Origin of the sequence: Chamaesiphon sp. VAR_69_metabat_338 (assembly GCF_031423935.1) — a bacterium.
GTDB lineage: Bacteria > Cyanobacteriota > Cyanobacteriia > Cyanobacteriales > Chamaesiphonaceae > Chamaesiphon.
Map to the genome: position 1 here is coordinate 1 of NZ_JANPGM010000233.1, position 7,697 is coordinate 7,697.

The following is a 7,697-nucleotide window of genomic DNA, read 5'->3' on the forward strand; positions in this document are numbered from 1 at the left end:
ACTGCGATCTACTCAACATCTTATGTCCCCCTCCCATCCTGACGCCGATCCGCTCTCACTGACCAGACGTCCCCGCCGCCTGCGCCGCAATCCCAGCATTCGCAGCTTAGTGAGCGAAACACAGCTTACTGTTGACGATCTAATTTATCCAATGTTTGTCATGGAAGGGGAAAATCAGCGCGTAGAAATTGCCTCCATGCCCGGTTGTTACCGTTATACCCTCGATTTGCTGCTCAAAGAAGTAGCCGAACTCTACACATTAGGGGTTAAATCGATCGCCCTATTTCCCGTTGTCTCCGAATCCAAAAAAGATGAGGACGGGACTGAAAGCTACAACCCTAAAGGCTTAGCGCAGCTCACTGTCAGCGCGATTAAAGCCCAAACTCCAGAGACGATCGTCATTACCGATGTCGCCCTCGATCCTTTTACTACTCACGGACACGATGGCGTCATCGATGAAAACGGCGTCATCCTCAATGACGAAACTGTCGCCATCCTGGTTAAAATGGCCGTGTCCCAAGCGCAAGCTGGCTGCGACATGGTCGCACCTTCCGATATGATGGACGGACGCATCGGCGCGATTCGACGCGGCTTAGACGCTCAGGGCTTTACCGATGTCGGGATTCTTGCTTACTCCGCCAAATATGCTTCGGCCTATTATGGCCCCTTCCGCGATGCCCTCGACTCTGCCCCCAAATTCGGCGATAAGAAAACTTACCAGATGGATCCCGCCAACTCCCGCGAAGCCTTAGCGGAAGTCGCACTCGATATCGCCGAAGGTGCCGATATTGTCATGGTCAAACCAGCATTGGCGTATCTCGATATCATCCATCAAGTCAAGGCCAACTGTAACGTTCCCGTTGCGGCTTATAATGTCAGTGGGGAATATTCACTGATCAAAGCTGCCGCCCAACTCGGTTGGATCGATGAAAAGAAGATCGTCATGGAAACTTTGCTAAGTATCAAGCGAGCTGGAGCCGATTTAATCTTGACCTATTTTGCCAAAGATGTCGCGTTAATTTTGCATCATCAGCGATCGTAACCGCTCTCGGCGATGGCGACTTTGTGGCAGATCGCTAGTGCTGTTATCGACACCGATGCAATTCGATCGATATTACCAAGAATGTGACATTAATTATTTCGCATAATAAGAATAAGTACGCGATCGCGTACTTATTCGGCAGCAGTAGCTCATCTATTCTTTTTCCTCCTGTCTCTAGCTCTGGTTTGCGTAGGTAGCGATCGCTAAATTTTGTAGGGAACAAGGGCATAATGAAATAACATCTACAACTGATTTCCCGCCAATGTATTGATTTGCTTCTTGACCCAAACACATGCGGAGGAAACCTCCGCGTGTGTTGGGTCGCTAAACCGTCGGGGTTTCCACCGTTGGTGAAGCCGCTCCGTTAAGAGTTACGCAAATCGCCCTCTTGATTTGCTTAACCGTCGGGGAACCCGACGAGTGCAAATCGCTATCCACTAGCAACTAGCCACTAAGTCAAAATATGGCAGCGACAAATTTTCGAGACTACTACGCGCTCTTAGGGGTAAACAAGAACGCCAGCGCAGACGATATCAAAAAAGCTTATCGGCGATTAGCGCGGAAATATCATCCCGATCTCAATCCGGGCGATAAAACTGCTGAAGCCAAATTTAAAGAAATTACCGAAGCCAACGAAGTGCTCTCGGACGTCGATAAACGCACTCAGTATGACAGATTCGGTCAGTACTGGAAACAATCCGAACAACCGCGCACCAATAATCCGCGATCGACACCTGGTGCGGCTCCTGGCTCTAATCGTACCGCTGATTTTAACACGGTTGATTTCGGTCAATATAACAACTTCGATGATTTTGTTAACGAACTATTAGGTCGGTTTAATAATTCGAGCAATCCCAATCCGGCTGGGACTAGAGCAGCGGCTCCTGACGGCTTCGCCACCAATCCTAGCAGCAGCAGCGCAAATAATCTCGGCGGCGATCGCGAAGCCACGATCGTCCTCTCCCTCACCGAAGCCTACAAAGGCGTCCAAAAAAGTTTCAACCTCGGCACAGAGACAATCAAAGTGCGCATTCCTGGTGGTGCCAAAGCTGGCAGCCGCATCAGAGTCCGTGGCAAAGGTAATGTCAACACCTATAACAAGCAACGCGGCGACTTATACCTCACCGTCGAATTGCAACCCCATCCATTCTTCAAACTCGATGGCGAACAGCTCACCTGTGAAGTCCCCGTAACGCCTGACGAGGCCGTCTTAGGTGCCCAAATCGAAATTCCCACCCCCGATGGCATGGTGACAGTTAACGTCCCTGCTGGCGTGAGATCGGGTCAATCCCTGCGACTACGTGGCAAAGGCTGGGCTAATCCACGCGGCGAACGCGGCGACCAGCTAGCGAAAATTATCATCGCTACACCCAAAACGATCTCGCCTGCCGAACGCGAACTCTATGAAAAAATTCGTGCCGCTCGCACCTTCGATCCGCGTAGCACTTTTAAACAAGTAATGTTGTAGTGGCTGACGATCGCTCGTCCATAATTCCAAATCATGAGTATTAGAATCCATGGCAATCGCGAGTTAAAAACCTTGCCAGGACTGGCAACTCGACCGACACCCGCACGCGTCCGGCAAGCTTTATTCAATATTTGGCAAGGCTCGATCGTCGGTTGCCGCTGGTTGGATCTATGTAGTGGTAGCGGTGCCATGGGTGCGGAAGCTTTGTGTCGCGCGGCTAAACTAGTTGTAGGCATCGAACGATCGACCGCCGCTTGCGATTTAATCGAACAAAATTGGGCGAAAGTTAGCACTGACCACCAAAAATTTCAACTCTTGCGCGCAGATGTTGTTAACGGCTTGGACAATCTCCAGGGTCAAAAATTCGATCGGATTTATTTCGATCCACCCTATGCTGGCGATTTATATCAGCCCGTCTTAGCCGCGATCGATCGATATCAATTACTGGCAGTTGGCGGTGAGCTGGCAGTAGAGCACAGTCCCAATCTCGAAATTAGCAACTTACCCACCGCTCTACCCACCCTCCAACTCTGCCGCTACAAGCAATACGGCAATACCGCACTGTCTTTTTATCAGCTTGAAGAAGAAAGGAGTTAGGTATTAGGTATTAGGTGCTGGTAAATTAACAGGACGCTTGCGGCCTAAGAGGATGTTAGGAAAGTATGGATTATAACTCGTCAACCCTGGAGGATCTCCCCTAGCCCCCCTTAAAAAGGGGGAAACCAGAATTAAAGTCCCCCGCTTGGTGCGCTACACTGTCGGGGAACCCGAACAGTACGCGCATCCGCTTTTTAAGGGGGATTTAGCGGATGCAACCACGCGGAGGTTCCCTCCGCATGTGTTGCACCAAGCAGGGGGATCTGCCCACTGCAAACGTAGCAATTGGATTTTCCAAACATCCTCTAAAACCCAAAGCCTAAAGCCTAAAGCCCAAAGCCTACAACCCGATCTGGTTGCCGCGCTTGTACTGAAGGTAAGCCGCCACAAACAAGCCACTGAGCGTAATGAAAACTAGGCCGAGGACGATCCCAGATAGTAAAGGTTCTACCACAACGTTTGAACTCCGTAATTAATTAAAATAAGTCTCTCTAGCGTATCGGGTTTGGGGCGATCGATGCAAGTCAATTATCGGTGCGACTCAATTAATACATCTGCACTAGCTGGAGATCGGCATTCGTGTTTGCCCTGGTACCCGTGAAAAACTTTACAATGCGAGAAAAAGCTTAAGATATTTAAGAAATGTATCTTAAACCTTAAATTTGTAGATACACTATTAGGTACGCAGATGGACTTTGATGTCAAGTCTGCCCTTTAAAATCACTAATTTAAATTTATTTACACAGCAGGCACGTCTTGGATATCCGACTCCCAAAACACAGGCAAACATCATGGCAACAGATTGGGTCGATTGTGCTGGCTTTGTCAATTTGTATACTCGCGATCGTCGGTTGGCAATCATTGCGCGAATCCAATCCCTACACAACTAGCGTCTTGGCCAAAACTGGCGACCCCATGCTGGGACATGCGATCTTTCAGATTAATTGTAGCGGTTGTCACGGCCTCGATGCTGGCGGTCGTGTCGGCCCTAGTCTGCGCGAAATCTCTAAACGCAAATCGCCCCATAGCCTCATCGAGCAAGTCACTAGTGGCAACACGCCCCCAATGCCGCAATTTCAGCCCAACCCGCAGGAGATGGCCGATCTGCTCAGTTATCTAGAAACTTTGTAAGTTTAGAGGGTAGCGGGTAGTGAGTACTCACTACCCATTAGGACTTTGGCAGATTGCTACAAATTTTCAGATTGTTTCAGTTTCAGGAAGTAACCCAGTAAGTAAAGAGAGCCACAGAGTACCGATCGATGAGTTTGAATCGTGCTTGTAGCTGCGGCCAATCCAGCCTGGAGATCTGAATGAGTCTCGATCGATGCCATCTGCGGACAAACAGATCGGGCTAGATCGGCTAGCAAATCTAGATCTGCCGAGCTGTGGTCTGGCACGGGGACTAGATCTAAGCGATCGCCAGGACGGAGCAAGGCTTGGAAGATTTCTCGGTGTGCTTTGGTAGCTAGCATCCCGATCGTCCAACTAATCGGCATCGCTAGTGTATCGACATATTGCCGCAAGGCGATCGCCGCAGCAGTATTATGCGCGCCATCAATTAACAACTTTTGGCCTTGCCAACTCGTCCACTGAATCCGACCCAGCCAGCGAGTATCGGCCATTCCCGCTCCAATCGCGGTGTCGCTAATCTGCCATCCCATTTGGCACAATACTCGAATAGTCGCGATCGCGATCGCTGAATTAGTTAACTGGATCTCACCTAATAAAGCTAGCGGATAACTAACGCCAGCAGACTCCACCCAAGGCAGAAAATCCGACCCTGGCAAGGCTTTAGGTTCGTGCGGCGGTAGTTGTAATAGCACGGCTGGCTTCACCCAGGTTACTGGGCAATTTAGAGTGTCAACTCTTGTGGCAATAACACTCATTGCTTCTGGCGGTAATGTACCAATAATGGCCGGACAACCTGGTTTGAGGATACCAGCTTTTTCGCCAGCAATTTTGGCGATCGTATCGCCGAGTTGTTGCCAGTGTTCGTAAGAGATTGAGGTAATTACTGTCGCTAAGGGTCGATCGCAGACATTCGTCGCATCTAGTCGCCCACCCAAGCCGACTTCGATGACGGCGATATCGACTTGCGCTTCGGCAAAGTAGAGCCACATCGCCGCAGTCACAATTTCAAACTGAGTTGGGGTGTGAGTCGCAGGATCGATGGCGGCAATAACTCGATCGAGGACACTCAGAGCATTCTGCGTACTAATCGGATCGTTGTTAATACAAATGCGCTCGTTCCAGTCCACTAAATGGGGCGATGTATACCGACCGACTTTGTAACCTGCTTTGCGCAGAATACTAGCTAAATAAGCACAGACAGAACCTTTGCCATTTGTCCCCGCAACGTGAATCATTGGCACCGATAGGTGGGGGGAACCTAGTGCGGTAAGTAAGGTTTGAATGCGCTCCAGCCCCAGATTCACCCCAAATTGGTGGAATGGTGCCAAGCGGTTGTCGATCGCCGAAATTGAATCTGTCACTTAGGTCGTTAGCGAGTAGAGCGAGATTTTAACTTATACCTTGTTTTCGATCGAAATACCAGCATCAACCGCGCGACTCTGCAAAATTATTAGCTCTAAATCGATCGCGACAGGACTCCACACACTCACTATCCTCGCATTTAAAGGTATTCGGTATTGAAAGGCTTATCGGCTCAGATCTTGTAAGCTTTATTCGATCGCGAGGTAACGGTATAAACAGCTACCGCGATCCGAATCATATTTCCTCTCAGCAATAACTATTAGTCCAACAACTTTGCAATTGTCACTTGGTATCATATTACTCCTTGTTACATAAAGTAAGGATTACTCGATCTGTGATTAGTGTTACCTGTTAGCCTAATGATGCATACTTATTTGTCGATCTAAACGGTATACTAGGATACGCTATTTGGCCGATCTTGTGATCCGTACTGTTGACCATCCGAATCTGCCGCTCATAGAATGGGTGTAAACCGATACAAAAGGTAAGAAAAAAAACCGACTATTTGCATATTTTGTGTAACTACAAACATTGATTGTAGTTTGATTAACTGCTAATTTTCATGATTTAAGATAATTCTCTAAATCAAAAGCTAACTCGCCGATCTCGATGTGTGCTCCTCAGCAAACAGACAAGTTTTACTGGTAGTAGTTGCAATCGAGTTGAGATAGACATCGAGGATCGGTAGAGAAAGACAGTCGCGAGCGAAGCTAGATACAAAGCTTCGATCGCAAAGCATAGAAAATCCTCAAAATAAACAACATTACTCGCATCACAGTATGTCGATTGTGGGGGTGTTTTTTATGTCTGTTTTCAGCAAAGAACAACATATTTTAGCAAAATAGATCTCAATCTACCGTAGCAAAAAAATATCATTGGCTTCCAAATCAGCAAACCATACTCTCCATACTTTTAGGAGTTATTAATTCCATGCAAAACTTCCAAACTGCAACGACTACATCTGTGACTGCTCAAAGTGCAAATTTAGCTCAAGCGATCGTTAAAGCTAATGTAGCTGTCCAAAATGGTGTTAAACCATTTTCTGGAGATTTCTTTAGAGAATGTTTTGCTGTTGCTGAAGCTGGAGATAAAATCGAGCAGTACTTCAATCGGGCTATTCAAAACCCGACTGGGTTGTACATGTTTTTCCAACGTTATACTCATTTCAATGCTTATACATCGGCAGTAATTGCACGGTTGGCAAGTTCGATCGCCATGTCGCGTTATCTCTTCACCGATCCGAATGTTGAAGTTATTGAAGAAGCAGATCGGGGACACGATCTAGCAGCCAAGGTGATGATTGCGGCTGCCGATGAAGGTGTCAATGATGGCGCAACGCATAGGGCACTAGCTCAACTGTTAGTACGGACAATGGGTGATTATGCTGGACTCTCGACAGCCGAGCGGAATCAATTTGCGCCAGTACCGGCGTGGCTGACTGATATTTGTAATGGCGTCATGGAAGGCTATGCTGGCGTTCCTGGCGATGCCGAATCTCTGATTCGGAGTATGGGATTTCATGCCGCATCCGAGTTATTTGGCGATATCGAGTCTGCATTAACCGATAAAGTCGTACGTTATGACAATAAAAATGTGGGTTTCGACGCCTACTTACGCAAAGCTCCTACAGCGCAAATCAGCGGACACCGTTACCATCCCTGGTGTTACATCTTGATTCATGCTAGCTATAAAGGTGCTGGTGGTGTAGAAGCTTCTCACTTTGAGTTTGTTGCTGATGCTTTGAACCTGGTGGCAGATTATCGTCCCGAATCCAAAGAGCAAATCATGCAGTGGGCATTGGAAGGTTTCGAGCAATTCATGAACTTGTTGCAAGATATGTTCGCACGCGTTGATGCCGAAACACAGGCGTTTGTAGCTCTGCAACCCGTTCGCGAGCTGGCTGCTGTCTAACAGATGTTTGTAAACACCCTCGATCGTCACTATGGGAGTTTACCTAACAATGCTGGAATTCTGGGTAGTCTCCTTCTACTCTACTCAGTAGCAGTCAATTTATTTCCAACTGCTGTCAGTGTGCCACTTGCCGCGCATCATCAGTAGAAAACGATCGTTCCGAACTAAAGCCCACACCCCAGTACC

8 protein-coding genes are annotated in these 7,697 nt (G+C 48.0%); 6 read left to right on the forward strand and 2 right to left on the reverse strand.

Annotation, left to right across the window (positions count from 1 at the left end):
- Nucleotides 1–22: 22 nt before the first annotated feature.
- The 3 genes from hemB to rsmD all read left to right on the forward strand — a co-directional run bounded on the left by hemB (nt 23) and on the right by rsmD (nt 3,107).
- Nucleotides 23–1,042 (forward strand): porphobilinogen synthase, encoded by a 1,020-nt coding sequence (gene hemB / locus RMO84_RS06820; protein ID WP_310487724.1) that lies wholly within the window; start codon nt 23–25, stop codon nt 1,040–1,042.
- 463 nt (nt 1,043–1,505) lie between these two features.
- Nucleotides 1,506–2,510 (forward strand): DnaJ C-terminal domain-containing protein, encoded by a 1,005-nt coding sequence (locus RMO84_RS06825; RefSeq protein WP_310487718.1) that lies wholly within the window; start codon nt 1,506–1,508, stop codon nt 2,508–2,510.
- Between the two features lie 33 nt (nt 2,511–2,543).
- Nucleotides 2,544–3,107, forward strand: coding sequence for a 16S rRNA (guanine(966)-N(2))-methyltransferase RsmD (rsmD, locus tag RMO84_RS06830; protein ID WP_310487719.1), 564 nt, complete (start codon nt 2,544–2,546; stop codon nt 3,105–3,107).
- Nucleotides 3,108–3,447: 340 nt separating this feature from the next.
- On the opposite strand, the gene petG is transcribed toward rsmD, so the two are convergent.
- Nucleotides 3,448–3,561, reverse strand: coding sequence for a cytochrome b6-f complex subunit V (gene petG / locus RMO84_RS06835; protein ID WP_309728234.1), 114 nt, complete (start codon nt 3,559–3,561; stop codon nt 3,448–3,450).
- A 356-nt stretch (nt 3,562–3,917) separates the two neighbouring features.
- Between petG and RMO84_RS06840 the strand changes: the two genes are divergently transcribed.
- Entirely contained in the window at nt 3,918–4,238 is a 321-nt protein-coding gene (locus RMO84_RS06840; RefSeq protein WP_396135793.1) for a c-type cytochrome, read from the forward strand.
- A 56-nt stretch (nt 4,239–4,294) separates the two neighbouring features.
- Here RMO84_RS06840 and RMO84_RS06845 read toward each other — a convergent pair whose 3' ends face one another.
- Nucleotides 4,295–5,599, reverse strand: a complete 1,305-nt coding sequence (locus RMO84_RS06845; protein WP_310487721.1) for a folylpolyglutamate synthase/dihydrofolate synthase family protein — start codon at nt 5,597–5,599, stop codon at nt 4,295–4,297.
- Between the two features lie 931 nt (nt 5,600–6,530).
- Between RMO84_RS06845 and RMO84_RS06850 the strand changes: the two genes are divergently transcribed.
- Nucleotides 6,531–7,511, forward strand: a complete 981-nt coding sequence (locus RMO84_RS06850; protein WP_310487722.1) for a hypothetical protein — start codon at nt 6,531–6,533, stop codon at nt 7,509–7,511.
- 3 nt (nt 7,512–7,514) lie between these two features.
- The gene (locus RMO84_RS06855) at nt 7,515–7,658 is read left to right on the forward strand and encodes a hypothetical protein (RefSeq protein ID WP_310487723.1); all 144 of its coding nucleotides are present in this window, start codon (nt 7,515–7,517) and stop codon (nt 7,656–7,658) included.
- The last annotated feature ends 39 nt before the right edge of the window (nt 7,659–7,697 follow it).

Coding starts and splice junctions, on each gene's coding strand:
- RMO84_RS06825 (WP_310487718.1), top strand. CDS start 1,506: ATGGCAGCGACAAATTTTCGAGACTACTACGCGCTCTTAGGGGTAAAC.
- hemB (WP_310487724.1), top strand. CDS start 23: ATGTCCCCCTCCCATCCTGACGCCGATCCGCTCTCACTGACCAGACGT.
- RMO84_RS06855 (WP_310487723.1), top strand. CDS start 7,515: ATGTTTGTAAACACCCTCGATCGTCACTATGGGAGTTTACCTAACAAT.
- rsmD (WP_310487719.1), top strand. CDS start 2,544: ATGAGTATTAGAATCCATGGCAATCGCGAGTTAAAAACCTTGCCAGGA.
- RMO84_RS06850 (WP_310487722.1), top strand. CDS start 6,531: ATGCAAAACTTCCAAACTGCAACGACTACATCTGTGACTGCTCAAAGT.